Origin of the sequence: Paenibacillus tengchongensis (assembly GCF_008973665.1) — a bacterium.
In the GTDB taxonomy this organism is placed as follows: Bacteria; Bacillota; Bacilli; order Paenibacillales; family Paenibacillaceae; genus Paenibacillus_AQ; species Paenibacillus_AQ tengchongensis.
In genome coordinates, this window is the sequence record NZ_WACP01000006.1 from 240,856 (window position 1) to 266,380 (window position 25,525).

The following is a 25,525-nucleotide window of genomic DNA, read 5'->3' on the forward strand; positions in this document are numbered from 1 at the left end:
TTTAGGCATAACTATACTGTACCGTTTAGTATATTATACTCTTAAGTACATATTGGAATATGCTAAGAATGGAGCTCAATAAATAATGGCCGGTACCGAAATACCAGTAAGAGAAAAGCAATCCGATGCTCAGCAGCCTGTATTCATTTCAAACAAATTAGCTTTATGGTTTGCCATAGCCTGCGGGCTTTCTGTTGCCAATATTTATTACGCCCAGCCGCTTCTGGACGTCATCGCCGGCGAATTCGGAATTGCCCGGTCGTCCGTCGGAATCGTCATTACAGTCACACAGGCCTGCTATGCGTTAGGCTTATTGCTGCTTGTACCTCTGGGAGATCTAGTCAACAGGCGCTGGCTGATTTCAGGGCAAATGTTATTGTCTGTACTGGCGCTGACTGTCATAGCTTCTGCTCCGGGTACCGGCATTCTGTTTGCGGGGATGGCAGCCGCAGGATTGTTGGCCGTGGTCACGCAAACGCTGGTTGCATACGCAGCAACGATGGCTGCACCCTCGGAACGGGGACGTATCGTAGGCAGGGTAACGAGCGGTGTCGTGATTGGCATTCTGCTGGCAAGATCCGCTGCCGGAGTGTTAACGGATTTGGCAGGCTGGCGTTCCGTTTATCTTTTTTCAGCGCTGTGCCTGCTTATCGTTGCACTTATCCTGCTCAGGCTTTTGCCGAATGAACGGCCAAAGGAATCTCTTACATACTTTCAGCTTCTTCGTTCCGTGATCTTATTGTTTAAAGAAGAACGGGTGCTGCGTATCCGCTCAATGCTTTGTTTGTTTATTTTTAGCGCATTCAGCATCCTGTGGACCTCGCTGGTCTTACCGCTCAGCCTGCCTCCGCTGTCCCTTTCACATTCCGCGATTGGAGCGTTTGGGCTGGCCGGAGCTGCCGGAGCGCTAGGTGCGGCTCGTGCCGGGCGGCTGGCCGACCGTGGCCGGGGACAACTCACAACGGGAATCGCACTGGCTCTGCTGCTTATGTCATGGTTGCCGATCAGCTATACCGGGCATTCCTTGACAGCTCTTGTCTTCGGCATTCTCCTTCTGGATATGGCCGTGCAAGCCGTACACGTCACGAACCAAAGCATGATTTTTAATGTGCGTCCCGAAGCAAGGAGCCGGCTAACAGCTGCTTATATGATTTTTTACTCTATCGGCAGTGCCATAGGTTCAATTGCAGCGACGAGTATCTACGCATATGCGGGCTGGAGCGGGGTATGCTGGCTTGGAGCCGGTGTGAGTACGATAGCCCTGCTCTTCTGGGCTCTAACCAGACGTCTAACCTAAGAATGAGAGCAGTTTGCCCGCAGAAAGAAGAACCGTTTCCGGCCGGAAACGGTTCTTCAGCAGCTTTGGTTTTCTTTTCTGTAGTCAATCTTTCAATCGATCTTTATAAACACTGCGAGCAATAATACATTTAATAGTAAAGCCGGTATCGAGAATCTTCTTCTTGCTACAACCCCAATCGTACTAATCAGCACCGCGAACCCGATCAAGCCATAGATCAGGACCATTAGAGCATCCACATTTAGCTGCAGCACCTGTGCACCCAGTTCATTGAAGAATCCCCCGGTATCGTATATGTCCTTATTTTGACTAAGGGAATAGATCAACAGACCTGTAATACCTACTGAGGCGACTAGTAAAGGGAGCGCGGTTAAAGCTCTTATGCGCTTCTGTGCTCTTCCGGAAGTGATTGCATACAACCCATAACCCGCAAATATACAAATCAAGACTACCCAATGAACGGTATAAAATCCCAGCCCTTCTTCCCGGTCGCCCGTCCCTCCCCCATCCGGTCCCATAACAAACAGCAGTAGATGATTAAATATAAGTACGAAATTCAGCACTCCGTATTTGAGCGCACTCACGCCTATACCCTCATAACGGTTCAACGGTGCTCCTCCTCCCGATCGGCTCCATATCTCCCAGCCGCATCGCGGCATTGGATTACTCCTGCCCGTTTCTTACGTTATAAGCTCCTGCCAAAATATCACAGCAATTGGTTTCGCGATCCCGCAAAAATCATGCGCGGCTCCCCGGGAATTCTGCGTGGTGTACGGATAACGGATGGTTCCGGCCATGCTATTCTCCAATTAACCCCATTACCCGTAAAAGGAGCGTTCGTTATGACACCCGCATGGACCCGTAAACTTGCCGCCTATTTTGTAAGATCCGATCCCGAATACGATAAGTTCCTGCGTGAACATGAGGCACAGAGCCGCATCAGCATTCTCTTCTACTTAGGCTGCGCTATCCTCCCCGGTTTCCTGGCCTATCTGCTGATCTATCCGCTGCGCCCCTGGCTGATGGAGCTCACCGGGCTGTCCAGCCATGATGTGCAATTTCTGGTGCTGGCAGTGATGGCTAGCGGCTGGCATATTCTTTTTCCACTGTTCATGCTAAAATTTGTAGATAAGCTGACCTGGAAACAGACGTTAACTTACCTGGGATTCCGGAGAGCCGACAGCAAGGGACTACTCTTAGTTCTTCCTATAATAACGGTAATGTTCACTCTGCTGTCCTTGCCCTATATGAAATGGATTTTCCCGCCTTTATCCGCCTTCCTGGATTCTATTCCGGCGCTGCATATGGGAGAATGGCATATCTATCATCAGGGGTACTATGATTTTCCCTGGCCGCTGCTGGTGATCGGGCTGATCGGGAATTTTATCGGTGAGGAAATGTATTTCCGCGGATTTCTGCTGAAGAAGATCGGGCGGCTCCGCGGCGACTGGCTGATTGTAAGTGTGCTGTTCCAGTTGTATCACATGTGGCAGGCGCCGGTGAATTGGGCTTTTGTTCCGCTGGCCCTGGTCATTCCCTGCGAAATTCTGGTGAAACTGCGCAAGAATCTGTATGGGGCGATTCTGTTCCATATCTATATCAACACCCTGTGGGGCGCGGTAACGCTATATCTGGTAGGCGTCTGACTCTCTAACACGATGAATGAAAGAGGATTGACTCATGTTATCAAGCCGAACGAAGCTCGCAATGCTCACCGCTGCGCTTGCCCTAATCTTTCTGTCCCTGGCTGGTTATGTTCACTCGGAGACCCTCCGGCATCCCTATATTGGAGCTGTGCTTGAGCAAGGCAATACCGGCTGGAGAGTAATCCGCGTGGACCCTTCAGGGCATGCAGCCCAGGGACAAGTGCATCCCGGAGATGGGGTGGTGTCGGTGGACGGGATTGCCGCCCATACCAAGTATGCGGGCCTGACCCAAACCTCGCTGACCCAAGCCAATACGGCAGTATTCCAGAGCGGCGACGGTTCTGTTTATGAACTGAGGTTTCAAGCTACCCGCTCCGATATCTGGAAAATCCTGTTCTCCATGCTTCTGGAAGCACTGCTGCTCATCATCGCCTGGCTGGCCCACCGGGCCAACCCCGTTTCTTCCACGGTGCGCAAATTTTCGCTGCTGAATGTGGTGATAGCGCTGGTGATCCTGGCTGTATATTCGACCGAGATGGCTGTGTCGAACTTGATTTTGGCCCTCTCGTCCGTCTGGCTGCCTTATTTGCTGCTCTCTTTCTGTGTATCATTCGTACTGCGGGCGATCCCCCAAGCCTGGGCGAGAGCATTAACGATAATCCGGGTGTTTAGTATGCTGCTCTCCGGCTGTGCCCTCTGGGCGGTGACCCGTCCTGCAATTCCCGGCTGGTTCCGGGGAACGCTTCATTTGATTCTGCTGCCGGCGATGCTGCTGCTCCTCGCCACCATCGCTATCTATTGGAGATCTCTGGAGAAGGCGGAGAAGAATCATGCACTGGTCCTTGCCGCCGGCCTGACCGCCGGTCTTTTGCCATATCTGCTGCTCTATGCACTGCCAAATCTCTTGACCTCGTCGTATGTGATCGCCCCCGAATATGCCCTAAGTGGTCTTGTACCGCTGTCTGTGCTTCTGCTGTATGTGTTAAACAAACGAAGCATGGCGGACATGCAAGTTTACCTGCCCCGGATGATTCTGCATTCCGTCTACTACGGTGGCGTGTTCGCTTTGTTCGCTTTGGCACAACGGGTTAAGCAACCTGTTGGCGTCGTTATTTTGTTTATTTGCTTCATTGCCGGAACCTGGGCCTACCGGAATGCAGCCGGAAGGACAAAGCAGCGCACAGAGGGAAGGAAGCAGTGGCTGGAACGCCAAGCCTATACACTATCGCTGCAGGCGGCCAATAAACAGAACATCCGGGATATTCTTGGCCTGATCTGCGAAATGCTGCACCACATAGTGGATGTAGAAGGAATCTGTATCATTTGGCAAGAGGATCAAAACGTACAACCGATTATTCACGGAACTGAGACATATGCGGATTTAATACGCGGCATTACCATCACGGATCGAGACAACCTTCTAATGCATCCGAGCCTCTGGAATCCCGGACGTCCGTTTGCGCATGTGGCTGCTCTTTCCGCTCCGGCGGATACTGGCGGTGAAGGCTATTTGTGCCTGGGATCTAAACTCAATCAGTCCCTGTTCTCCTCCGAAGAAAAGCAACTGGTCGAGGACCTTTGCATCGAAGCTGTCCGGTTGCTGGTCAATGCCAGACAGATGGCCGTCATGCACGGGGAACTTCAGCTCAGCAAAGAGCAAAATGCCGTATATGAACGCCATGTCTCCGACATCCGGTCGGCCAATCACCTGCTTCTGGAAGCCCAGCAAGGTGAGCGTATCCGGCTCTCTTATCGTCTGCATGACCAGCTTCTTCAGAACCTGATCTTCCTGGCCCGGGATTTGGAGGAGCTGACCGACCGGGGAACGGTGGACTCCAGGCGACTGGGAACATGGCTCAAATGTCTGGACACCTCCCAGCAGGAGATCCGGCGGCTGTGCGATGAACTGTACCCGCACATTGTGGACAAAGCCAGTCTCGAAGAGTCCTTGCAATGGCTGCTGCGGACGGTTAAAGACAGCAGCGGGCTGGAGGTCTCGCTGGAGTATCTTTGGAGTGCCGCGGCTCCGCCCGCCCCCCTCTTGAAATCCAATTTGTTCCGCATCATCCGCGAACTGATCCACAATGTGCAGAAGCACGCCGGAGCCAGCCGGCTCTCCGTCTGCTTCATCCAAATGCCTACAGAAGAAATCTGCTGCACCATCACCGATAATGGCAGGGGGTTTGATGCGGCGGCGTTCACTAAGCAGCTTGCTTATATGAACGGCGGCCATCTGGGACTTGTCTCCGTCAACAGTCAGATCGGGCATTTAGGCGGAGAAATGGACATCCTGTCGGGTCCCGGGCAAGGAACCGTCATTACACTGCGGCTGCCGCCGCAATACAACTGCCGGGAGGAACAACGTTATGGATGATTGTATCCGGGTCATTCTGATTGATGATCATCACCTCGTCATGGATTCATTGCGGGCCCGTCTGGAGCAGGAACAGGATATCAGTGTGATTGAAGCTTTTGCAGACCCTCGGCGCTTGATGGAGAAGATCGGCTCCCTGAAACCGGATGTGCTGATCCTCGATGTGAATCTGCCGTATATCGACGGCTTTGAACTGGCGGCTCTGTTAAAGCAGGAATATGGCGCCCCGCTGAAAATCATCATGCTGTCCGGCTACACCTATGACGAATTTTACCGTAAGGCTTACGAGCTGGGGGTGAACGCTTATTTGTCCAAGCAGGCATCCTATGGGCAGATTATTCATGCGGTGCGGCAGAGCATGTCGGGGCATATGCTTGTACCAGAGCGTATATTCAGCGCTTCAGCGCAAGAGAAGCTGACGCCGATGGAACGGGAAGTGCTGCTGCGGGTCGCCAAGGAAATGAACAACCGGGAAATTGCCCGCGATCTGGCGGTCAGCCAGCGTACAGTAGAATATCACCTGAGTGCGGTTATCCAGAAGCTGGGGGTTAAGTCGCGGGTCGGTGCAGTCGCCAGGGGCTACCAGCTCGGGATCATCGGACCAGATTTTTACCGGTGAACAAATTCCGAAAAAAAAGGAAGGTGAGCATTATGTAAACGTGATTGTTTTATTTAAGAGGAAAGCAAGAGTCTAAAAATATGGAAATTATCTGAAATGTTTCGTTCCATGCGCCTTACAACAGCAATAATGCCATTGTCAGTCCGAATGGTGCAGGCAAAACTGATTTCAGCGGGAATTCGGTTCAGTCCCACAACCACAAACCATGCCGAGAACATTACTGGGAGAGGGCAATTATCGGCTTCGCGGCCAGTCTTAACGCAGCCGTCGCTAAACTATAATGGCCAGTATGATATATACGGGAATCGTGACAGCGAGCAGCCCGCAGCCCAGCCAGGTTGTGACGGAATCGACTTCCGCCAGCACGCGAAACAGGGCGGCAATGGACGGGATCAGCAGCAGCGCAGCAAAGATCAGCACTTCGTCCGCCATCGAGAGATTGAACTTCCACTCCTGAATCCAGACAAGCAATTCTGCATACTCTTACTCTTTAATCCTCATCATCGTCTCCGCCTCAGCTCTGCCGGTTGCATCATCTTGCAGGTATCCATATCCACATACAGTTTCAGCCTGCTGCAGCTCGCTGTGATTTGTTCAGGGCTCCGGTCCCCCGCTTGGGGGGCTTTTTTTCCCGGAGATATGCTCTGCTAGACCACCTTGCCTATGCTTTTGATGTAACTAAATATCATGTTTGTAAATGTACCATCCTTAACAGACAGAACAGAATGTAATAAATATAATGAACTAGGATTTATTTACTCTTCATTCTACTCTTATTGATCCCTAAGGAGATATGTAAATGCTGCTGGAAATAAAGCAAGTCAGTAAGCAATACATCCGTGACGCCTGGGCGCTGCATGAGATCTGCCTGCAGCTGAAGCCGGGTATTGTGGGATTGCTTGGCCCTAACGGGGCCGGCAAGTCTACGCTGATGCGGATACTCGCTACGATCGCACAGCCTACTTCCGGAGCCGTAATCTGGGATGGAACAGATATCCGCAAGAAGCCTGATGCATTGCGCCGGTGCCTGGGATACCTCCCGCAGGATTTCGGGGTATACCCTCATCTGAATCCGCTTGAATTTCTCCAGTACGCCGCCGCTTTGAAGGGCCTCCACAGCAAGAAGCTCCGGCCGCAGATGATGGAACTCCTGGAGCTTGTGAATCTGCATGATGTAATCAAGCGGCCAATCGGCAGCTTCTCCGGCGGGATGCGCCAGCGGATCGGGATTGCCCAGGCGCTGCTCAATGATCCGCGGCTGCTGATCCTCGACGAGCCTACCGTCGGGCTGGATCCCGAAGAACGCGTGCGCTTCCGCAACCTGTTGACGGATTTATCCGGGGAACGAATTATTATTTTATCCACACACATTGTCTCGGATGTCGAAGCCACTGCCGATCAGCTTGCGCTTCTGGCCAATGGCCGGCTGCTGAACCATTCCACTCCTGCAGAACTGTTGCACACGGTTCAAGGAAAGGTGTGGTCTGTGGTCATTGCAGATCATGAGCTGCAGGAAGCCCGCCGCAACTGGACTATCAGCTCCACCGTCCGCCGGATGGACGGGCTGCAGCTGCGGGTTGTGTCTGACCATCCTCCGCTGCCCGGATCCACCCAAGTCCATCCAAGTCTGGAAGATGCCTATTTATACATATTATCCGCCCGGGAGGAAGCGTTCATTGAACCCTATCCGCACCATCTATAATATCGCGCGGGCCGATCTGCTGGAACGGACCAGGCAGTTCACGTTCCTAATTACGCTGGGAGTAACGGTTATGGCCGCCTACTTTTTTCTCCCGCCTGCGGACAGCGGCTACCGCACCCTTAGCGTCGGCGGGTACCGCGGTATTTACAACTCTGCCTGGGTTGGCGCATCCATCGCTATATCTACCACATTGTTCCTTACGCTGTTTGGCTTCTATCTGGTCAAGAACAGTCTGCAGCGCGATGAACAATCGGGCTTCGGACAGATTATCGCCGCTTCCCCGGTCAGCAGGCTCCGCTATTTGCTGGGGAAATTCTCGAGTAATTTTGCCGTATTGTCCATGATCTTGGCTGTTGTGATTGTGATGGCCGCCATCATGCAGTGGATACGCGGGGAAGCTTCTACAGTTGAGCCGTGGCCCTTGATCGCTCCGTCCCTGTTCCTGACACTGCCTATCCTGGCCCTGGTATCGGCCCTCTCGATATGGTTTGAAGCCTGTAAGCCTTTAAGAGGCGCATTCGGCAATGTGATCTTTTTCGTGATGTATATCTCGTTTTTTTCTTTGTCGCTCTCAAACAGCTCTCCATTCGGGACCAGTATCATTACAGATCAGATCAGCGCTGCCCTCTCAGCGCTTCATCCGGACCTTCCAGGGCCTTTCGGAGTCGGCATCATCACCGCCGGCGATGGCCCTGTAGAAGTTTTTGAATGGCAGGGTATGCATTGGACTTGGACATTGGTCCGCCGGCAGCTGAGCTTGTTCCTGTGGGCTGTCGCGCCTATATTGGCCGCTGCTTTATTGTTCCGCCGCTTTCAGGAACCGCTGCACGGGGAAGATTCAGGTGTGGAGCAGAACGAAGGAACTGCTGAACCGGCGGAGCAAGGCGCCCGAGCAGCCGCTGCCGATGCGGTTGAAGCCGGGAAGGATGAAGGGAATGAGGCGGATACCAGCGGAGAGGCTCCTCCAGATATTGCAGTTGTATTGGCACCCGCCACGGCCTGGAACGCTTTTCTGATAATGGTCTCATCCGAGTGGCGGCTCATGATGAAAGGGACTGCCCCCAAATGGTATGTTGGCGCCGGACTCCTGCTTCTGCTTGGCTTGAACCTGCCCTTAAGCGCCTCAATGAGCCGGCTGATCTGGCCGTTGACCTGGATTTGGCCGCTGGCGCTCTGGTCCGGGATGGGCTCGCGCGAATACCGCTACCAGACTACCTACCTCATCGCTTCAAGCCCGCGTTTTGTATCCCGGCAGCTTGCGGCAGTTTGGTGTTCAGGGTTCATGTTAACCTGTCTTACAGGAAGCGGCATTCTAATCCGGCTGCTGCTGGAGGGAGATGCGGCGGGTGCGGGTCATTGGCTGTCTGCCGCCCTGCTGATTCCCAGCCTTGCGCTTGCCACCGGGGTGCTTACCAGAACCAGCCGCGCTTTCGAGGTACTGTATATGCTGATTTGGTACCTGGGCCCGGTGAACAAAGTGCCCTATCTCGACTTTATGGTGATGGAATCGGCGGATGGAACAAGCTGGGCCAGCGGTATAGGGATACATCCATGGCTGCTGAGTCTGATTTATTTCTTGGTCAGCTGTGGATTGTTGGGATTGGCGTATATGGGGAGAAAGCGGATGACACGGAGCATCTAAATATAGAACTATTAACAATACAGGTGAGACAGCGGGCGACTACCGCCAACGGACCATATTGAAGCTATTTTCAGGAAAAACCCTTATGTTGCCGGGCTAACGGACACAGATGCATCTATTTATACTCCATCAGTGCAAATAGGCTCTTCCCGTCTCCAATAAGTGCATTCATGTCCGTTACAGCCGCCTATTCCCGAAATACTTAAAGATAAGTGTAGCTGTGTCCGTTAAGAGCGGGATGCAGGAGGAGAAGCAATCTATATACAGAGTTACAGGCAGGATTCCATAACTACAACATAAAGACCCGCAAGACAGGCTGCTTGTGTTCAAGCCTCCGCCCTTGCGGGTCTTAATTAAACTCCAGCCGTACGGCCGGGCTTGATTAGAATACCTTTGTCGTCCACTCTTCGCAGTTCCATACTTCCGTCACAACTTCACGGTAGAATTCCGGTTCGTGGGAGATCAGCAGGATGCTGCCCTTGTAGGCTTTCAGCGCACGGGCCAGCTCTTCCTTCGCATCGACGTCCAAGTGGTTCGTAGGTTCGTCGAGTACGAGCAGGTTGGTCTCACGGTTGATCAGCTTGCAGAGGCGTACCTTGGCTTTCTCGCCGCCGCTGAGGACGGCAATCTTGCTCTCAATATGCTTCGTTGTCAGACCGCATTTGGCCAGCGCGGCGCGGATTTCGAACTGGTTGTACGAAGGGAACTCGTTCCAGATCTCTTCAATACAGGTGTTATAGTTCGCTTCCTTCATTTCCTGCTCGAAATAGCCGATTTCCAGCAGGTCCCCGAGCTTGACGTCGCCGGAGATCGCCGGGATTTGGCCGAGTATGCTGCGCAGCAGCGTCGTCTTCCCGATGCCGTTCGCACCGACAAGGGCAATCTTCTGCCCGCGCTCCATCCGGAGGTTCAGCGGACGGGACAGCGGCGAATCATAGCCGATGACAAGATCTTTGGTCTCGAAGACCAGCTTGCCGGAAGTGCGCGCATCCTTGAAGTTGAACTGCGGCTTCGGCTTCTCCTTGGCGAGCTCGATCACATCCATCTTATCCAGCTTCTTCTGGCGGGACATCGCCATATTCCGCGTAGCTACACTGGCTTTATTCCGCGCAACGAAATCCTTCAGGTCGGCAATCTCCTGCTGCTGGCGCTTATACGCAGATTCCAGCTGCTGCTTCTTCGCTTCATAGACCTGCTGGAAGTAGTCATAATCGCCCACATAGCGGGTCAGCGCCTGATTCTCCATATGGTAGATCAGATTGATGACGCTGTTCAGGAACGGAATGTCATGCGAGATCAGAATGAACGCATTCTCATATTCCTGCAGATAACGCTTCAGCCAGACGATATGCTGCTCATCAAGATAGTTGGTAGGTTCGTCCAGGAGCAGAATGTCAGGCTTCTCCAGCAGGAGCTTGGCCAGCAGCACCTTGGTGCGCTGCCCGCCGCTGAGATCATGGACATCCTTGTCCAGACCGATATCGGTGAGGCCCAATCCGCGGGCGGTTTCATCGATTTTGGCATCGATCATATAGAAGTCCTGACTGGTCAGCGTATCCTGAATCGTGCCGACATCCTCCAGCAGCTGCTCCAGCTCTTCCGGGGTCACGTCGCCCATCCGGCCATACATGTCATTCATTTCCTGTTCCATATCGAACAGATACTGGAACGCGCCGCGCAGCACATCACGGATTGTCTGGCCCTTGGTCAGTACCGCATGCTGGTCCAGATAACCGGTACGCACGCGCTTCGACCATTCGACCTTGCCCTCATCCGGCTGCAGCTTGCCGGTAATAATGTTCATGAAGGTGGATTTCCCTTCGCCGTTCGCACCGATCAGGCCGATATGCTCGCCCTTCAGCAGGCGGAAGGATACATCCGTAAATATCGCACGGTCGCCAAAACCGTGACTCAAACGTTCAACATTTAATATACTCATGGATTTAACAACTTCTCCTTTATTCATTATCCTTGTCATATTATAAAGGTTAATGCTTCACAACTCCACAAGTTTCAGAAAGTATGCAAAAGAATTAACAGAGAGTTTAATGCGGCCAACACCCTAATCTCTGCGGGGAAGCCCCCTTCCGAAGCAAACAACAAGCCATCCCCTGCTTCTGCGGGAATGGCTTGTCGTTCCATGCTTGTATCGCCGTGCGCCATTACTGGCGGCATCTCAAGCTCACAGCGCCGCGATCCGCTCCCGGATGCGCGGGAACAGTCCGAAGGCGTTCTCATAGAACACCTTCCCGTGATGCTGCTCGGGAACGAGCCGGCGGACGAATTCGGCGTACAGGTCAATCGGCGCCAGCGGCCAGTCGGTGCCGAACAGCATTTTCTCGTAGTGGTCGGAATAGACCAGCGCCCGGCGGAAATGGTCCATGAACAGCGGCTCATTTATGAACCGCTCGAAATGCGGCCGGTCGCCGACGACCAGACCGGAGAGATCGGCATACACGTTCGGATTCTTGGCCACCACTTCAGCCGCGTCCATCACCCACGGATCGCCCAGGTGGCAGATCATAAAGTTCACCCCGCGCTGCTGAAGGGCCAGTTCGTCGACGGTCAGCGGATGCGAATACTTGAGCAGGCCGTTCATCGAATACGTATCGCCTGTATGAATGACCACCGGCAAGCCGTATTTGGCGGCCAGCTCATACACCGGCCCATAAATCGCATCATAAACAAAATGATGGTAATAGCCGGCATACAGCTTGATTCCCGCAACCTCCGGCGCCTGCAGCCGGGCCTCAATCCGGTCAAGCTCGGCCGTTGCCCCAATTCCCGAGAGCCTGTTCGGATTGATGCCGACGCATTCCATAAGGAACGGCGGGACGGTCTCTTCAAGGTCCAGGCCCATCGGATTGGGGGAAGCCGAGTCGGGGAAGGCCCCTTTACTCTGCTCCGTCACGCCCATTCCGATGCCCAGGACAACATCGTTCTTATCAAACTCCGCCTTCAGACCGGCAGCGCTGTAATCCACCTTGGACAGATTCGCCGCTGTACGATGGAAGCTGTCGATGTCCGACAGGTGAATATGGATATCAATGATCGGCATGTGCATCCTCCTTCTCTGCCATCGTCTGATCAAAAGTCAGCTTCAGAAGCTCGCGCACATCCTCCAGACTAAGGTTCAGCTCCCCTAAGATCAGGAAGGACGGCTGTGTCCAGACGGTCTCTCCGTGCCGGAGGGACAGCCGGTGATCAATACTGTGCTCGAATACTTTATTGTTCACATATACCGAAGCCTGCTGGTTCGGGTAATGGTTCACCGCATGCAGTACATCCTTACGGCAGACTGCTCCGGCCCGCATCATGCCTTCCGGCTCCAGCTCGGTCTCAACCGTACCGATCGGAAATCTGCCTTCCTGCGGAAGCTCCATCCAGCCTTCCGAATAAACCGGGGACGGCCGGAGATAGCTGTCCGAGAGCAGCGAGTAATGCGGCAAGGCCTTGCCACTCAGATTAGCCACCGAATGCAGTACACAGAGCACGGGCACGCCGGGCAGCATCAGATAATGCTGGCGGACGGTAATTCCTTGATTTGCTTCATTATTCTCAACTGAAAGGGTGAGCTGCAGCCCCTGCCAGACATTGCCGAAAGCATCTGCCTTCCTGACGAAGGCTGCACTCTGCGGCTCCTGCTGGCGGCTGAATCCGCCCAGGCCGGGAACAGTTACGCCAAGTCCGCCGAGCCAAGGATTCCACCACGACCGCGGTCCTGGCTCCGGAAAGGAGCTGTCCAGCCATTCTTCGCCCAGGTATTTCAGTGAATACACGGCAGCTCCAAAACCGGGAGAAGCCGCAATCGAGAGTACCCCGTTGCTTACTGTATAGATCTTGCCGGCTGGGCCTTCGTCCTTCCGGTAATCCACAGCTGTATCCTGCTGCGGCAACCAGAGCGCGGCCCGTTCCTGCAGGCGGTCCTCCCCATTATACACGGCCCGGATTCTCTGTCCAGCACCGCCGGATAGCGTATCCCCGCCTGTGATCTCTACGCCGGCTGTATACAAATCCTGCTCTCTCGCCAGTGTCAGCTCCCCCGCAGGCCGCTCCGGCTCACTGCCGCTCTGCAGATAGAATTCAATGTTGCCAGCCAGCGGAGTCATCTTCCGTTCATTCAGCTCCACCTTTACCGGCCCGGCCGCGAACGGATTGCCTCCATTCAGGGTCAGCTCCAGATGGTCATCCAGAACCGGCACCACTTCGTCCCGCCGCTTCCGGGCAAAGGCACGGAAATCCGACCACTTGCGGAAGGTATGGAGGGCAACCGTCACATGCTTAGTCCGCACCGTTTCTCCGGCGGCAATCCCCCCGAGCGGATGCTCCAGTCCGAGCGTATACTCCGGCCGCAGCAGCTTCAGCGAAGGGTCCCAGCAAATCCCGCAGGTATGGCTGCCCTTATGACTGAACAGCCAATTCTCGGTGATATTGCCGCTGTCCCAGGAATCGGGATAACCGGCATATCCGTCGCCCATATCCACAACACGATCCTGGTAAGGCAGGATGAGCCGGCTGCCGAAGAAGCCGAAATTTGCCATTACATAGACGTCTTCCGCTGCAAATGCACCGTCATTGCAGACCTCATGGTAAAATTCGGCCAGCCCGTTTGCCGAAAGCTTGACTACAGTCTTGACCGTAAGCCCCGGAAAAGCCTCCGATTCATAAAGGGCCGCCAGCATCTGATCCTCCCCTTCGGGGTAAATCTGCACGTCCTTGGCCCGCTTCTTGGAGAATTCCTCGGCAAACGGCTTGCCCAGCCGCGGGAAAGCCCACCAGAAGCTGTGGTTCGAGCCAGGGGATTCGATCCACATCCCGTTGTCGAGCTTACTCATATGCAGCGAATACGCGCCGTTCACGGCGACCCATTGGTCCCCGTGCTGCCCGCCGAAGCGGCCGTGCAGCCCCTTCATCAGGCTGGACAGCTTAACGGCGAAGGTTACCGGCTTCTCTCCGGACCGTACAGCAGTTACTTCTGCCTCGCGGGAGTACAGGCCATAGGCCCGCAGTATGAAAGACAGCGGGACAGAAGCTTTGCCCTTAGCCGGAAGCTTGATGCTTACTGCACGGTCAGCCCATTCCAGGAACTCTGCCTCCGGCAGTTCAAACCTAAACTCCGCATCCGCAGCAAAGTTATTCTCCACATTTAAATGCAGCTCAGCCGGAAGGCCAGGATGCAGCTGCTGTGCCGGAAGCACCATATCCATCTTGAGCGGAAATTTCGGGGCGACACCGATGCGGAATTCCGCCCGTTTGCCGCCGATCAGCCAGCTGCTCTTTACGACCGGATGGGTCTTCTTGTCGTTCTGCTCCTCCAGGACCGGATCAAGCGTGAACTCGCCTTCAACGAGCCAGGTTTCGCCTGGAACAAGCGTATGGGTGGCGGCCAGCTCAAAGCGGATATTCTTGTCGTTCCCGGCTTTAATTTCAATCGGCAGCTCGGCTGCCGAACGGTTTACAATGCGGTACCGGACTTTATAGGAAGAGCCGAATACCAGGTCATGTTCGTCGATTTCGGTCGTGATTTCATAATCCGGCGTGTCCAGCGCAGTTAATCCGCGGCCGCTCTTCTCGAATTCTGCCCGCAGGGCAAGCTCTCCCTTGAGCCAGGTGTAATCGAAGAAGTCAAAGCCCCGCTCCCGGCGGCCGTCCGGCTCTTGGAGCAGTTCACGGGTGCTGTCCTCATACCAGTCCAGCTCCGTGAAATAAGCAGACAGCGCCTCGGTCTGCAGCACTGTGGGAACGAAGTTCATCAGGTGGACGTAACTGTCGTTTTTTTCCCAGAAGAAGCCGCATTTCTTGTACATCGGTACGGCCTTTGTATTGCCTGCCCAGGTGAACAGATCAAGCCGCGGCCAGCCCGCTTCGATGGTTGTACGGACGGCGTGGAGGATGAGGTTGCGGCCGACCTTCCGGCCGTGATAATCAGGCCGGACATTCAGCAGCGGTACGTATAACGCCCCTTCATCCTGACGGTAGTGGGCAAAGCTGCAGAAACCGACCACCTCCCGGCCGTCCACGGCAAGAAACACATGAAGATTGGAGGTCGTCTCCATCTCCCGGCGCACGCTGTCCTCCGTTTGCTGGCTGGTGCCGCCGCCCCAGCTGGCCTGGCTGCGGTTCCACATCTCGGCGACCGCTCCGGCGTAGGATGGATCATATTCGACAATACGGATCAGATCCGCAGTAGTATTGGATGTCATAAGTTCATCTCCTTTATGGATATTCGAAGCCCATTCGTGCTGACGGGCGCAGCAATCACAGCCCTATAAGTTCTTATTGTACTATTTACTGGAAGCCCCGGCGAGGGAACAATCTTTTTAAACTGAACATAACCTAAAAACAGCGGGGAACAAGGACCCGGTAATTCCCTTGCCGCCGCTGTTCTCTCCCCTGCCGTGGCAGACTGGTTCAAGCTAGTTCAGGATGCCGGATTCTCCTGCAGACGCACCTATTCTGCCGGGCTTCGGTGCGCCCTCCGGCTCCGGCACCTGCAGCAGAATGGCGAGGCCGGCGATGAACAGGATGACCAGACTGAAGACGCCAGCGCTGGTATTGCCGGTGAGCTGGGCCGTTAACCCGACCAGCAGCGGTCCCAGGATCGAGGCGAACTTGTCGAAGATGTTATAGAACCCGAAGAAGCGGTTCGCATTCTCTTTCGGCACGAGCCGCGCGAAGTAGGCCCGGCTCAGCGCCTGTATCCCGCCTTGCGAGGTGGCCACCAGCATGGCCAGCACCCAAAAGTCGAATGCGGACTTCATGAAGTAAGCGTAGATACATACGATGATGTACACGCAAATGCCGGCGTACAGCATGGTTTTGCCCGAGAACCGGTCGGCCAGACGTCCGTAAAGGATGGCAAACGGAGCGGCGACCACCTGGGTCACGAACAGAATAATGAGCAGATCCGTCGAGCCGATGCCCAGATCCGTCCCGTAAGCGGTGGACATGGTGATGATCGTCCCAACGCCGTCAATATAGAAGAAGTACGCCAGCAGGAACAGGAAGATCGCACGGTGCTGCCTGATCTGCTTCATGGTTTCGAGGAGGCTCCTGAAGCTGTTGGCAACCATCCGCGGCTCGCGCTGTATATAGTGCGTCTGGCGCACATTGCGGAGCATCGGGAGGGTGAATATTCCCCACCATACGGCCGTAGTGAAGAAGGCGATCCGGCTCGCCGCCGTGACGGAGACCGGCAGCACCTCCTGCTGGGCCAGCAGAAGGACCGCGATGCTGATCAGAAACGGGATCGTGCTGCCGATATACCCGGTGGCAAAGCCGCGGGCGGACACCTTGTTCATCCGCGAATCGTCGGTCACATCCACGAGAAAGGCGTCATAGAACACATTCGAGCCTGCGGACCCGATAGCAATGAGCATATACCCGACGAGCAGCAGCTGCCAATTGTCCCCGGGGATAAAGGTAAGCAGCGCAGTAGCGCAGACGCCGAGCAGGCTGAAAAAGGCGAAGAAGCTCTTCTTAAACCCCTGATAATCGGCTATCGTGCCGAGAATCGGTCCCAGCATGGCCAGAATAAACGTTGAAATCGCCACTGCATAGCCCAGATAGGCCGTTGAATCCGTGCTGCTGACGCCGGCCCCCTCGGCCGCCGCTTTGTAGAAGAGCGGAAAGACTGCCGTTGATATAACGATGGAATACGCCGAATGACCCCAGTCGTACATCATCCAGCTCTGTTCTTCTTTCGAGTATGTATTGCGCATAAGCTTAGCCTCCTGTATGAATTCGCTCTCTAACCGGAAATTCCATACAGGCAGTATAAGACTTGAAGTAACAGACACTTCGCGAAGTTTGTAAAAATTGCCCGGTGCGCGTAAACAGGAGGCTCAGTCAGTGCTGATCGCGGCTGGTCTTCTGCAGCTCGTTGATGATGAGGTCGAGCCGGGCAATAATGGCTTCGTCGTTCTTCAGCTTCTTGCGGATCCCGCCTTCGATGGCTAAAATCCCAATAAAAATAATTAGCAATAAAAAAATGATTAACATCGCCATGCATCTCCTTTCTTTTCTTAAACGATTCCTGCGCAGGCATATGCCGCAAACTTATAGTAAACATTCATTGCCTTTAAATCCTTTTATAACAAAGCTATATTAGGTGTGCGCAGCAATCCAATGCGGTATATCATAATGCTAAGTTAACAGGGAGGGAATGGTTATGCAGGAAACCCTATTGAAGCAGCTGAATGAGAAGAATGAGCGGCTGATCGCTATGGTCATCGAGCGGGCCAAACGTGATTTTCCGGAGGATATTGCCATTATCGGGCTAAGCGGCTCTTTCGCCACCGGTGATTTTCATGAGAAAAGCGATCTTGATTTGATCATCATCAACAACACCGGCAACGGCTGGAACATCTCCGCCGGCTTTATTCTGGAGGATGTAGGTTACGATATTTACTGTACGCCCTGGGATACGCGCATTGAACCGCAATCGCGGCTTGAAAGTCCGATGGTATCTTGTCTGACGAACATGAAGATTCTCTACAGCGCCAAGCCGGAGGATTTGGAAAAGCTGCAGGCCTATCAGCGGCAGGCCCTGGACGAATTGGCCAAACCGGTGGGCCCCGCCTCTTTGGAAAGAGCCCTGCCCTACATCAACAACGCTAAACAGTTTTATGTGGATGCCATGCTGGCGGATGATATCGGCCCCGTTCGCTACGCGGCAGGAAAGCTATCTTTTGAGGTGATGAACGCCATAAACTGCCTGAACAACAACTGCTTTCAGCACGGCTACAGACGGTATCTCGAAGAGCTGCGGCCGCTGACCTTTGTGCCGGATGGATTTGAAAAGACTTATATGGACATCGTAAATGCCCGGTCGGTCGATGAGATCCGAAGCGCTGCGCTGGCATTGTTGAAGGGTGCCGTCACCCTTTATGCTCAGATGGATTCCGAACTGGTAGAGCATCCTGTCCCCACCTATGACAATCTGAAGGGCACTTATGAAGAGCTGTGGTGCAATCTGCGTAACAAAGTCATCAACAGTACACGGACCAAAGACAAATCCTATGCCTTTCTTACCGCCGTAAACGGGCAAGAGTTTCTGGATGAGATGCTGTTATACAAAGGAACCCCGCGTTTCGATGTCATGAAGCATTTTTCCGCCGAACACCTGGAATCCTTCCGGGACAGGTTTATGGAAATTATGGACGAATACCTGGAGGAGTACAAGAAGGTTGGCCGTGAGGTTGAGCGCTATGATTCTTTTGAAGAATTATATTGTGCATATATGGGATGCTAAAGGCGCTTAAGCGGTAAATAAATTCAAGATTAGGCTGATCCTGTAAGGGATCGGCCTATTCTTGCGCAAATGCACGCATGACAGGAGAATCTATGAACCGATTTTCATACTATATTTAGGTCTCCAGGGGAGGTGCTATTTGCAGGAATCAGGGGTAATCTTATGTAGTTGATTCTGGAAGCCGGATTGTAATAGAATAAATGAATTCAATAGAGAAAAATAGAGAAAAGGATGCGCATACAAAATGGGGTTAAACGATGTACGGACTCTCGGTAAGAGAGGAGCCGCGATACTGTTTTTTTCGGTTATTATGCTGGTGAAAAGTTATTTTGCCTGGTACTACCTGTTTGAAGACGGACCCACCTGGAGCACGTGGCTGAAGGAGATTCCTTTTGTGCTCATAATCTTCTGCCTAATCGAGTGGTTCGCCCCGAAGCGGAAGATTCATATTTACATGCTTGTTAATCTGTTAATTACAATTTTGTTCTTCTCCCTGATCATCTACCACAACCACTTTGGCATTATCGCAACCTCGCAGGTGATCGGTCAAGCGAAGCAGGTCGGTGCCGTGAAAAAGAGTATTTTCGCCGTCGTGCATCCCTCTTATCTGCTGCTGTTTGTAGATATTGTCATCATGAGCCTGGTGATGGTGAGCCGCAAGAAAGCGCTTGGCTGGAAGAAAGCAATGTCCCGCCCAAGCAACCGCAGAGTGGTCGCCGCCCTGTTCTGTATCTCCCTGGCCATCTGTATGATGAACATCTTCCCGAACAAGGCCAGTATGAACGAGACTGTCCAGGCCGAACAGATGGGTATCCTGAACTACGAGGCTTACGCTCTGCTTGCGGATGATGAGGAAGAGCCGGTTGAGTTCTCTGAAATTACGCAATCGCTTATTGATGACACCAAAGGCATTCAGACCCAGAGCAGTCCTGTTTTGTTCGGCAGTGCCAAGGGCAAGAATCTAGTGATTATCCAGATGGAGTCCTTTCAGAACTTCCTGCTGCATCTGTCGATCGACGGCAAGGAGATTACACCGAATCTGAATAAGCTCGCAGACAGCAGCATGTATTTCCCGCGCTTCTTCCAGCAGGTCGGCCAAGGCAATACTTCCGATGCGGAGTTTATTGTTAACACGTCCTTCTATGTTCCGCCGGACGGTCCGGCTACCGATATTTACGCCGGCAAAGAACTTCCAAGCTTGCCGAAGCTGCTGGAGGCCGAGGGCTACGACACCGCCACGTTCCACACGAACGAAGTCGATTTCTGGAACCGCGGCGAGCTCTACAAGGCGGTTGGCTTCAACCAGTTCTACGATAAAGCCTATTTTGGCGAAGAGGACACTGTATTCTATGGCGCTTCCGATGAAGTGCTGTACAGCAAGACGGCCGCCGAACTGGCCCGGATGGATGCGGCAGCCAGCCCCTTCTATTCTCACGTCATCTCCATGTCGGCCCATAACCCGTTCACCATTCCGGAAAGTAAATACCAGATGACCTTGCCGGAAAGGTATGAAGGCACCTTCGTCGGCAACTACATCCGGGCCCAGAATTACGCCGATTATGCGCTGGGGCAATTCGTTGCCGAACTCAAAGCGAACGGCGTATGGGACAACAGCCTGGTTGTGCTGTACGGCGATCACCGTGGCCTTCCGATCTTCTCGCTGAAGGATGACGACAAGGTGCTGCTGGAGGAAATCCTGGGGCATGAGTATACGGAACGGGATCTGATCAACATCCCGCTGATGATTGCCTCCGCCGGCGCGAAGGCGCCCAGCGTGCAGAATCAATTGGGCGGACAGGTCGACATTCTGCCGACGGTCGCCAACCTGCTGGGTGTATCGCTGGACAACCACATTCATTTCGGTCAGGACCTGCTAAATCAGACAGCGTATAATCTGCTGCCGCAGCGCTACTATCTGCCGACAGGCTCCTTCGTCAACAACGAAGAGCTGTTCCTGTCAGGCAGCGGCTTCGAGGACGGCCAGCATTACACCCTGTCCGGCGACGGCGATGGTCCGCTGCAGTCCACCGAAGACGAATTCAACAACGCCCTGGAGCTGCTCCGGCTCTCCGACAGCTATGTGACGCAATTGCCGGACCGGGAAGTGCCGGAAGAGTAAGCTGCAATCATTGAGTCTTCTATTGCCCACCTGAGACGATAGTCATTTCGACAAGCCGGTCCAGACCTCCCAAGGAGGCGGACTGGCTGTTCTGTTAAGATACTGGGCTGCTATTCTCAATTCCTATGCAGCCAAAGGTTTCGGAAAGACGGCTAATCTAGTGAAAATATCGAATATTGTATTTTTTAAATCTAATCCTAAAGGAGTCCAGAGCATGCAAGGATATAATGTTCTAATGATATTCAATAGAAATTTGGATCACATCCTACTGTGCAAACGGCTAAAGAATCCTTACAAAGGATTAAGCAATCTGGTTGGCGGTAAAATCGAGCTTGGTGAATCTGGAACGGAAGCAGCTTACAGGGAGCTTTTGGAGGAAACGAGCATTTCAAAAGATAATATTACCTTGCATCACCTAATGGATTTCAAATACTACTTACAGCAGATCTATATTGAAGTTTACACCGGCAGGTTGAAGTGTGATGTAGAGGTTTCAGGTGATGAGAATGAATTATATTGGTCAGATTTGAATCAGGATTTTTTTGACATGACTTTATTTGCAGGTGAAGGTAATATTGGTCATATGGTTGAACAAGTGAAAATGAACCAAAGTATTTTTCTGACCGATGAAACTCTTCCCGCTTAACAGTAGAGCAGATTGAAGTTCATTTATTAAAAAGCTTTGAATACCTAAAGATCTCTTGTCGAATTGATTCAATAGACGAACTTCTCCCAGTTCCTCCTCCCTCTTAAGTTGTTATTCCTACGACACAAACGGACAACCCTTCTAATAACCCGGTGCGATCTCCACGATTGGCCCTTTATGGCATTTTCAGAAGACTACATGTAACATCTGTCCCTGAACCAACAAACAAATAAGCTAACAAATAATAACTTTTCTTCATTATATTTATTTTTTAGCCCCCCTTCCCCCGAATTTCCGGCTATCCCATCCGTAATCTCTTTGTTTCATTCCAAAATATGTACTAAACGCTAAAATTGTATAAAATAATCATACTTCCTCACCCTAACTAAATGCTAATATAATAACATTATTTGAAAGCGCAAACATATATGTTTCCCCTGATCTTCCCGGTAGTATAAGGAGGTGGACGCACGCAAATTCCGGAGGACAGGGGTTTACATAAAACTAATCAAGATGGGGTGGTATTTGGTGAAATTACGCAAGTGGTCGATGGTATTGGCAGTGTTCTTCCTGGCGTTCTCGGCGGTTGGGTGGGTTCCGGACAGGGCACAAGCCGCAAGCGGTTTTTATGTAAGCGGAACCAAACTGATGGATGCTACGGGAAAAGCGTTCGTGATGCGCGGTGTGAACCACGCTCACACCTGGTATAAGGATCAGCTGGCTGCAGCCATCCCTGCCATCGCCAAGACTGGAGCCAATACGGTCCGGATTGTGCTCGCCAACGGCAAGAAATGGTCCTTGGATGATGTGAATGCCGTCAAGAATATCATCAGCCTCTGCGAGCAGAACAAATTAATCGCCGTCCTGGAAGTGCATGACGCCACCGGCAGTGACAGTCTTACCGATTTGGACGCTGCTGTGAATTACTGGATCAGTATTAAAAGCGCATTGATCGGCAAAGAAGACCGTGTCATCATCAATATCGCCAACGAATGGTATGGCACCTGGGACGGGGCAACCTGGGCCAGCGGTTATAAGCAGGCAATACCGAAGCTGCGGAATGCCGGGCTCACGCATACACTGATGGTGGATTCGGCAGGCTGGGGGCAGTATCCCGCTTCCGTCATCAATTATGGCCCGGAGGTGCTAAATGCAGACACGCTCAAGAACACGATGTTCTCGATTCATATGTACGAATATGCCGGCGGGAATGCGTCAACTGTCAAAGCCAATATCGACGGCGTATTGAACAAGAATCTGGCGCTGGTCATCGGTGAATTCGGCGGGCAGCACACAAACGGTGACGTGGACGAATCCACCATTATGAGTTATTCCAAGGAGAAGGCCGTCGGCTGGCTGGCCTGGTCCTGGAAGGGTAACAGCAGCGACCTGGCTTATCTGGATATGACCAATGATTGGGCAGGCAGCTCACTGACTACCTTCGGTAACGCCGTCGTGAACGGCAGCAATGGAATCAAAGCGACTTCCGTATTATCCGGCGTCTTCGGCGGGGGAGGCTCGAATCCGGGTAACGGTTCTGGTGGTACGGCAACGACGCTGTATGATTTCGAGGCGGGTACGCAAAGCTGGTCAGGAAGCGGCATTTCCGGCGGACCCTGGACCACTGGCGAATGGAAATCCACAGGTGCAGCTGCTTTGAAAGCGGATATCCAGCTATCCGCCAACTCGGCTCATAGCCTGTTCTTAACAGCCAACCATAATCTATCCGGCAAAAGCACGCTGCAAGCAGCGGTTAAGCATGCGAGCTGGGGCAGCTTCGGCAGCGGACTTACAGCCAAGCTGTACGTGAAGACCGGCTCCGGATGGACTTGGTATGACAGCGGAGCAACGCCAATCAACGCCTCGGGCGGCACCACATTGACGCTGTCCCTGGGCGCGATCCAAAGCCTCACCGATGTCAAAGAGATCGGGGTGGAATTCCGAGGCTCCGCCGGCAGCAGCGGGCAATCCGCCATTTATGTGGACAGCATAACCGTACAATAGACACTTCATCAGCCGCCGCACGATGTACTGCCACCTGAGAAATGCCAGAGGAGCCGGGACTTCCGGCTCCTCTGGCTCTTTTCGGGACGCGTTGGCAAGAAGCTTGACGAATGTGCAGGCTGTCCCAAGCAGCCATTTCATAGCTTTGGGGACAGCCTCTTCGAATAGAACGATGTGATGAGTTCGTTTACAGCTCACTCAGGAACTGGAAAATCCGGTCCGGCAGCCCCGGTAGCCCTTCGTGCCCGAAGTCCGGATAAATCTCTGTCTGCACCGGCGATTCAATCTTGTTGACGGCAGCGAATTGCGTAGACGGCGGGCAGATACTGTCCATCAAACCGACGCCGTACAGCACCTCGGCACGGATCCGCGGAGCCAGATGCTGAATATCGACATAGCCCAGCTTCGTAAAGATTTCCTCTTGCCGCTTATGCTGCGGATCAAAGTGCCGGAAATAATCCCGCAGCTCCGCATAAGCATCCTTCGCCAAATCCATCTCCCACACCCGCTTGTAGTCGCTCAGGAACGGGTACACCGTTGCCGCCCGTTTAATACGCGGTTCCAGCGCCGCGCAGGCTATCGTCAGCGCACCGCCCTGAGACCAACCAGTTGCACCTACGCGGTTCTCGTCCACCTCAGCGAATCCCATCACAATGGAAGCCAGCTGTGCCGTATCGAGAAATACGTGGCGCATCAGCAGATTGTCTGCCGCATCGTCCAGGCCGCGGATGAAATGTCCCTGAAACGTATTGCCTTTATGGCCGCCGCTGTCCTCCGACAGCCCGCCCTGTCCCCGCACATCCAGCGCGGCATAGGAGAAGCCAAGCGCAGCATACTGAAGCTTGTCCTGCCAGTCTCCCGAATCGCCGCTGTAGCCGTGAAATTGCAGCACCGCCGGATGGGGAGTATCCGCGTTCTTTGGACGGATGTATTTGGCATGAATCCGCGCCCCCCGCACACCGGTGAAATATAAATCAAAGCACTCCGCATACGGCGCCTGGAAATCTGACGGAATCAGCTCCACCTGAGGGTCGGTTGCTCTCATCTCCTCCAGCGCGGCTTCCCAGTAAGCATCGTAATCCGCCGGCCGCGGATTACGGCCCGGATAGGCTTTCAGTTCATTTAACGGCATATCTAACATCGGCATCTTCGTAATCACTCCACAATATGTATTATTTGCCGTCTGCTCGCACAGACGGCCTCAGCATTCCTACCATATCAGGAATCCGGATCAGAGACAACGCATATTCCAGCGGGGTTCAGCGCATGACCTGACATCTCTTGTGATCTGCTATGCCTCTGCCTGTCCGCGACGGGCCAGGATTACAGCCCGATACGTCCCGTTGCTGACCGGGTTGTCTGCATAATCACCATATACCGTAAGCACTTTGAACCCGGCATCCTCCAGCCAGCCTTCCACCTGGACAAGCGTCGGAATATGCTTGCTCCAGGAACGCTCCGCTTCGTATCGCTCGCCGTTGATAAACTGCATTTCTGTCCGGCTTCTACCCGACACGACCTGTGAATCAGGATCGTATACCGAATCCAGACCGGTCAGCCGTCCGTATGTGCCGAGGCTGTCCGTACCTTCGAACTGGACGCGCTCTCCTCGGCGGGTAAACGCGCTGACCGGATCGGCGAACAGATTGAAATCGAGCAGCAGCATCCCGCCCGGTACGAGACAGGCTGCCGCTTTCCGCAGAAATAACCTCTGCGCCTCCCTGTAGTCCATCTCCGTCTCAATGTTAATCATGATATTCCCTGCCAGAATGACCGCTTCAAATCCGCTGCCCCAATCGGCCTGAACGGCATCGGCCTGATAACAGGCCAGGTTGTCCAAAGTCTTGGCACGGGCACAGAGCCGCTTAAGCATCTCTTCGTCCGCATCAAACCCGGTTACCTGATGTCCTGCTTCAGCCAGCGGAACAGCAATCCGTCCCCCGCCGCAGCACACTTCCAGTACCTTCAGCCGCTGCCCGCCAAACGCCTTGAGGATGAACTCCACATCATCCGTCTGATTCTCCTGCTGCTCGTAAATTTCTGCGTACCAATGCTTCTTGTAATAAATTTGGTTATCGTAATCCCGGTTCAACTTGTTCCCTCCATTTGTTCAGGAGGCTGACACGGATGGTTTGCCCCCTATGCCGATAATAGCGCGGCCTCTCCGGCAGAGTTCCATTTCAGATATGTCATGGTGATCATCCTTTCAATTGTTAAAGATAT

The 25,525-nt window shown here is 53.3% G+C and carries 19 protein-coding genes; 10 read left to right on the forward strand and 9 right to left on the reverse strand.

The window, feature by feature from the left end; translation table 11 throughout:
* The first annotated feature begins 85 nt into the window (after positions 1 to 85).
* Entirely contained in the window at positions 86 to 1,297 is a 1,212-nt protein-coding gene (locus tag F1381_RS12640; protein ID WP_151735213.1) for an MFS transporter, read from the forward strand.
* A gap of 92 nt (positions 1,298 to 1,389) precedes the next feature.
* Here F1381_RS12640 and F1381_RS12645 read toward each other — a convergent pair whose 3' ends face one another.
* Complete coding sequence (locus F1381_RS12645) at positions 1,390 to 1,905, reverse strand: hypothetical protein (protein WP_187355316.1); 516 nt, start codon at positions 1,903 to 1,905, stop codon at positions 1,390 to 1,392.
* A gap of 234 nt (positions 1,906 to 2,139) precedes the next feature.
* Between F1381_RS12645 and F1381_RS12650 the strand changes: the two genes are divergently transcribed.
* Genes F1381_RS12650 through F1381_RS12660 form a run of 3 tightly spaced genes read left to right on the forward strand, consistent with a single transcriptional unit; the run spans position 2,140 to position 5,936 of the window.
* Positions 2,140 to 2,943: a CPBP family intramembrane glutamic endopeptidase gene (locus F1381_RS12650; RefSeq protein ID WP_187355317.1), complete on the forward strand. Its 804-nt coding sequence runs from the start codon at positions 2,140 to 2,142 to the stop codon at positions 2,941 to 2,943.
* Between the two features lie 34 nt (positions 2,944 to 2,977).
* Positions 2,978 to 5,317: a sensor histidine kinase gene (locus F1381_RS12655; RefSeq protein WP_151735216.1), complete on the forward strand. Its 2,340-nt coding sequence runs from the start codon at positions 2,978 to 2,980 to the stop codon at positions 5,315 to 5,317.
* A complete protein-coding gene (locus F1381_RS12660; protein WP_151735217.1) occupies positions 5,310 to 5,936 on the forward strand; it encodes a response regulator transcription factor in 627 nt (208 codons plus the stop codon). The genes F1381_RS12655 and F1381_RS12660 overlap by 8 nt, the downstream gene beginning before the upstream one ends.
* Positions 5,937 to 6,206: 270 nt before the next feature.
* On the opposite strand, the gene F1381_RS12665 is transcribed toward F1381_RS12660, so the two are convergent.
* Entirely contained in the window at positions 6,207 to 6,407 is a 201-nt protein-coding gene (locus F1381_RS12665; protein WP_151735218.1) for a hypothetical protein, read from the reverse strand.
* A 328-nt stretch (positions 6,408 to 6,735) separates the two neighbouring features.
* On the opposite strand from F1381_RS12665, the gene F1381_RS12670 reads away from it, so the two are divergent.
* Both F1381_RS12670 and F1381_RS12675 read left to right on the forward strand, forming a co-directional pair.
* Entirely contained in the window at positions 6,736 to 7,638 is a 903-nt protein-coding gene (locus F1381_RS12670) for an ABC transporter ATP-binding protein (RefSeq protein ID WP_151735219.1), read from the forward strand.
* Positions 7,613 to 9,280, forward strand: coding sequence for an ABC transporter permease (locus F1381_RS12675; RefSeq protein WP_187355318.1), 1,668 nt, complete (start codon positions 7,613 to 7,615; stop codon positions 9,278 to 9,280). The genes F1381_RS12670 and F1381_RS12675 overlap by 26 nt, the downstream gene beginning before the upstream one ends.
* 382 nt (positions 9,281 to 9,662) lie before the next feature.
* Here F1381_RS12675 and F1381_RS12680 read toward each other — a convergent pair whose 3' ends face one another.
* From F1381_RS12680 to F1381_RS28250, 5 genes are all read right to left on the reverse strand, one after another.
* Positions 9,663 to 11,219 carry an ABC-F family ATP-binding cassette domain-containing protein gene (locus tag F1381_RS12680; protein ID WP_151735221.1) on the reverse strand — a complete coding sequence of 519 codons (1,557 nt, stop codon included), beginning with the start codon at positions 11,217 to 11,219 and terminating at the stop codon, positions 9,663 to 9,665.
* 243 nt (positions 11,220 to 11,462) lie between these two features.
* Positions 11,463 to 12,338, reverse strand: a complete 876-nt coding sequence (locus F1381_RS12685) for an amidohydrolase family protein (protein ID WP_151735222.1) — start codon at positions 12,336 to 12,338, stop codon at positions 11,463 to 11,465.
* The gene (locus tag F1381_RS12690; RefSeq protein WP_151735223.1) at positions 12,325 to 15,483 is read right to left on the reverse strand and encodes a GNAT family N-acetyltransferase; all 3,159 of its coding nucleotides are present in this window, start codon (positions 15,481 to 15,483) and stop codon (positions 12,325 to 12,327) included. The genes F1381_RS12685 and F1381_RS12690 overlap by 14 nt, the downstream gene beginning before the upstream one ends.
* Positions 15,484 to 15,696: 213 nt before the next feature.
* Entirely contained in the window at positions 15,697 to 17,001 is a 1,305-nt protein-coding gene (locus F1381_RS12695) for an MFS transporter (protein WP_151735224.1), read from the reverse strand.
* A 127-nt stretch (positions 17,002 to 17,128) separates the two neighbouring features.
* Complete coding sequence (locus F1381_RS28250) at positions 17,129 to 17,281, reverse strand: hypothetical protein (RefSeq protein WP_187355319.1); 153 nt, start codon at positions 17,279 to 17,281, stop codon at positions 17,129 to 17,131.
* A 169-nt stretch (positions 17,282 to 17,450) separates the two neighbouring features.
* On the opposite strand from F1381_RS28250, the gene F1381_RS12700 reads away from it, so the two are divergent.
* The 4 genes from F1381_RS12700 (at position 17,451) to F1381_RS12715 (ending at position 23,302) form a co-directional block, all read left to right on the forward strand.
* Positions 17,451 to 18,533 (forward strand): nucleotidyltransferase domain-containing protein, encoded by a 1,083-nt coding sequence (locus F1381_RS12700; protein WP_151735225.1) that lies wholly within the window; start codon positions 17,451 to 17,453, stop codon positions 18,531 to 18,533.
* Positions 18,534 to 18,777: 244 nt separating this feature from the next.
* Positions 18,778 to 20,652: an LTA synthase family protein gene (locus tag F1381_RS12705; RefSeq protein WP_151735226.1), complete on the forward strand. Its 1,875-nt coding sequence runs from the start codon at positions 18,778 to 18,780 to the stop codon at positions 20,650 to 20,652.
* Positions 20,653 to 20,866: 214 nt separating this feature from the next.
* Positions 20,867 to 21,298, forward strand: a complete 432-nt coding sequence (locus tag F1381_RS12710; RefSeq protein ID WP_151735227.1) for an NUDIX hydrolase — start codon at positions 20,867 to 20,869, stop codon at positions 21,296 to 21,298.
* Between the two features lie 528 nt (positions 21,299 to 21,826).
* A complete protein-coding gene (locus F1381_RS12715) occupies positions 21,827 to 23,302 on the forward strand; it encodes a glycoside hydrolase family 5 protein (protein WP_246188007.1) in 1,476 nt (491 codons plus the stop codon).
* Positions 23,303 to 23,489: 187 nt separating this feature from the next.
* Here F1381_RS12715 and F1381_RS12720 read toward each other — a convergent pair whose 3' ends face one another.
* Both F1381_RS12720 and F1381_RS12725 read right to left on the reverse strand, forming a co-directional pair.
* Entirely contained in the window at positions 23,490 to 24,449 is a 960-nt protein-coding gene (locus F1381_RS12720; RefSeq protein ID WP_151735229.1) for an acetylxylan esterase, read from the reverse strand.
* A 144-nt stretch (positions 24,450 to 24,593) separates the two neighbouring features.
* Positions 24,594 to 25,394, reverse strand: coding sequence for a class I SAM-dependent methyltransferase (locus F1381_RS12725; protein WP_151735230.1), 801 nt, complete (start codon positions 25,392 to 25,394; stop codon positions 24,594 to 24,596).
* Positions 25,395 to 25,525: the final 131 nt, after the last annotated feature.

What these genes read in the sequence shown, in the direction of transcription:
- F1381_RS12640 (WP_151735213.1), top strand. Translation starts at nt 86, where the DNA reads ATGGCCGGTACCGAAATACCAGTAAGAGAAAAGCAATCCGATGCTCAG.
- F1381_RS12650 (WP_187355317.1), top strand. Translation starts at nt 2,140, where the DNA reads ATGACACCCGCATGGACCCGTAAACTTGCCGCCTATTTTGTAAGATCC.
- F1381_RS12655 (WP_151735216.1), top strand. Translation starts at nt 2,978, where the DNA reads ATGTTATCAAGCCGAACGAAGCTCGCAATGCTCACCGCTGCGCTTGCC.
- F1381_RS12660 (WP_151735217.1), top strand. Translation starts at nt 5,310, where the DNA reads ATGGATGATTGTATCCGGGTCATTCTGATTGATGATCATCACCTCGTC.
- F1381_RS12670 (WP_151735219.1), top strand. Translation starts at nt 6,736, where the DNA reads ATGCTGCTGGAAATAAAGCAAGTCAGTAAGCAATACATCCGTGACGCC.
- F1381_RS12680 (WP_151735221.1), bottom strand. Translation starts at nt 11,219, where the DNA reads ATGAGTATATTAAATGTTGAACGTTTGAGTCACGGTTTTGGCGACCGT.
- F1381_RS12685 (WP_151735222.1), bottom strand. Translation starts at nt 12,338, where the DNA reads ATGCCGATCATTGATATCCATATTCACCTGTCGGACATCGACAGCTTC.
- F1381_RS12690 (WP_151735223.1), bottom strand. Translation starts at nt 15,483, where the DNA reads ATGACATCCAATACTACTGCGGATCTGATCCGTATTGTCGAATATGAT.
- F1381_RS12695 (WP_151735224.1), bottom strand. Translation starts at nt 17,001, where the DNA reads ATGCGCAATACATACTCGAAAGAAGAACAGAGCTGGATGATGTACGAC.
- F1381_RS28250 (WP_187355319.1), bottom strand. Translation starts at nt 17,281, where the DNA reads ATGTTAATCATTTTTTTATTGCTAATTATTTTTATTGGGATTTTAGCC.
- F1381_RS12700 (WP_151735225.1), top strand. Translation starts at nt 17,451, where the DNA reads ATGCAGGAAACCCTATTGAAGCAGCTGAATGAGAAGAATGAGCGGCTG.
- F1381_RS12705 (WP_151735226.1), top strand. Translation starts at nt 18,778, where the DNA reads ATGGGGTTAAACGATGTACGGACTCTCGGTAAGAGAGGAGCCGCGATA.
- F1381_RS12710 (WP_151735227.1), top strand. Translation starts at nt 20,867, where the DNA reads ATGCAAGGATATAATGTTCTAATGATATTCAATAGAAATTTGGATCAC.
- F1381_RS12720 (WP_151735229.1), bottom strand. Translation starts at nt 24,449, where the DNA reads ATGCCGATGTTAGATATGCCGTTAAATGAACTGAAAGCCTATCCGGGC.